We start from the raw sequence: 2,608 nt of genomic DNA on the forward strand, positions 1-2,608 counted from the left end.
AATCGTCGTGATGAGGCGGACCGAGCACACCAACGACATTATCCCGAAGGTGCAGGATGAGATCAAGAAGCTCAACTCGGATGGCAGTCTGCCGCCGGGCGTGAAGATCGTTCCCTTCTACGACCGAAGCACACTGGTGGGCGTGACCACGCATACCGTGTTGCACAACCTGATTTTCGGCTGCGTGCTGGTTTTCCTGATTCAGTGGATTTTTCTGGGCGACTTGCGGAGCGCGATCATCGTTAGCGCCAACATCCCGTTTGCGCTGTTCTTCGCCATCATCATTTTGGTTCTGCAGGGCGAGGACGCCAATCTGCTGTCGCTGGGAGCGGTCGATTTCGGCATCATCGTCGACTCTGCCGTGATCATGATGGAGAATATTTACCGCAATTTCCAATCGCCTGCGGAGCACAGGCGGGCGTTGCTTAATCAACTCTCCGACGGCTATTGGGGACAAGATCCAACCTCGCCGACCGGATCCCGGCTCGGGGGCCATCGATGGACGGAGCGGCTGCGCATCATCTTTGCAAGCGCATTGCAGGTCGACAGGGCCGTCTTTTTTACCGCCGCGATCACTGTGACCGCGTTCGTTCCGCTCTTCACGATGCAAGGCGTCGAGGGACAGATCTTTGGTCCGATGGCGCGCACCTATGGTTATGCGCTTTTCGGGGCGCTGCTGGCGACCTTCACCGTCACGCCGGTGCTGGCCGCGCTCTTGCTGCCCGGGGACATCCAGGAGGTCGAGACCGTCATTGTGCGCGGCTTGCGCGCCACTTACACCCCGGTGCTTCGCTTTGCGCTGCGTCACGTGCGGCTCGCGGTGCTTATTGGCCTCGCGTTTCTGGGAGTGAGCTTTCTGGCCGCCTCGCAGCTCGGTAGCGAGTTTCTGCCTGCGCTTGAGGAAGGCAATTTCTGGATCAGGGCGGCGCTGCCTCCAACGATTTCGCTCGAGGCTGGCACGGAGGCCACCAGCAAGATGCGGGAGGTCCTGCTGCGCCATCCCGAGGTGATCACCGTGGTCTCACAGCACGGTCGGCCTGACAATGGCAGCGACGCTTCTCCGTTCTCCAATGTCGAGCTGTTTGCGCCGCTCAAACCGTTCGACGAGTGGCCCGCTTATCTGACCAAAGAGAAACTCACCGAGCAATTGCAGAAGGAGTTTGCCGAGGAGTTGCCGGGCATCGGGTTCAACTTCTCCCAATACATCCAGGATAACGTCGAGGAAGCGCTGTCAGGCGTGAAGGGCGCCAATTCCGTCAAGATTGTTGGGCCAAACCTTGGGGTGCTTGAACAGCTTGGAAGGCAGGTGAAGGCCGAAATGGCCAAGGTGCGAGGTGTCGAGGATCTCGGCGTCTTCCACTTGTTGGGACAGCCGAACCTCAACATCAAGGTCGATCGTGACAAGGCGGCGCGGTATGGCCTCAATGCTGGCGATGTCAATACCGTCGTTCAAGCGGCCATGGGAGGGACCAACGCAACGACGGTACTCGAGGCCGACCGGCAGTTCGGCGTTGCCGTGAGGCTCGATCCGCAATATCGCAGCAGTATCGATGCGATTCGCGACGTCAAGGTCGCGTATCAGACACCGTCGGGCAGCAACAGCTACATCTCCCTGAGCACGCTCGCGGACATCACGCTGGATACGGGAGCCTCTTTCATTTATCGCGAGCGCAGCCAGCGTTACATCCCGATCAAGTTCAGCGTGCGCGGCCGTGACCTCGGGTCGACGGTGGCGGAAGCCCAGCAACGTGTCGCCGATGCTGTCAAGCTACCGAACGGCTATCAGATTCTCTGGGCCGGCGAGTTCGAGGACCTGCAAAATGCAAAGCAGCGCCTGATAATCGTCGTTCCGATCACGCTGTTGCTGATCCTGGTTCTCCTGTACGGGCTGTTCAACACTGTGCGCGACAGTCTGCTGGCGCTGGCCGGCATTCCCTTTGCGATCGGTGGCGGCCTGATCGCGCTATATCTCGCTGGCCTTTCCTTCAGCGTCTCCGCCGCGATCGGCTTCATCTCGCTGTTCGGTGTTGCGGTGATGGATGGCATTCTCAATATCACCTACTTCCGGGAGTTGCGGGCTCAGGGCATGGATGTCCCGCAGGCTGTGTTTCGCGGGGCCGAACAGCGCATGCGACCGATGCTGATGACAGCGCTATCGGCGGGCGTGGGCCTGTTTCCGGCGGCGATCTCGCATGGCATAGGCAGCCAGGTGCAACGGCCGCTGGCGACTGTAGTGGTGGGCGGCATGTTCGTCGGACCGCTACTGCTGCTCATTGTGGCGCCGGCACTACGGCGGATCTTCCTTGCACGGGAAACTGAGGAAACCTCAGATGGCGAGGATGCGCCCCATGCTGATCCGACTTAGGATTAGGCAACCGGCTCACCAACCAAAGCGCTTGAGTGGATCGATCTGATGCGAGGCACCGCCCATCGACCGCGACGTGCCGCCTGCGGCGTGCTGGCGGGAGGACTTGCCTTGGTCCTGTCGGGGTGCGTCGGACCCAATTTCGTCCCGCCCGCTGTCCCCCCCGTCGAGGGTTATTTGCCCGGCAAGAAGCTCCTCCAGCCCGAAGCAGGTCCGGGAGGGCCGCGTATCGCCCGCCAGCAT

At 60.7% G+C, this 2,608-nt stretch carries 2 protein-coding genes; one reads left to right on the plus strand and one right to left on the minus strand.

The features are described 5' to 3' along the window. Positions 1–2,365: efflux RND transporter permease subunit (locus JOZ76_RS02520; protein ID WP_291697056.1), on the plus strand; the 2,365-nt coding region annotated here is incomplete at its 5' end. Positions 2,366–2,380: 15 nt separating this feature from the next. On the opposite strand, the gene JOZ76_RS02525 is transcribed toward JOZ76_RS02520, so the two are convergent. Then, positions 2,381–2,608, minus strand: a 228-nt coding sequence (locus JOZ76_RS02525) for a hypothetical protein (RefSeq protein WP_291697057.1), incomplete at its 5' end; no start/stop codon positions are given.

This window comes from Bradyrhizobium sp., from assembly GCF_019244115.1.
GTDB lineage: Bacteria > Pseudomonadota > Alphaproteobacteria > Rhizobiales > Xanthobacteraceae > Bradyrhizobium.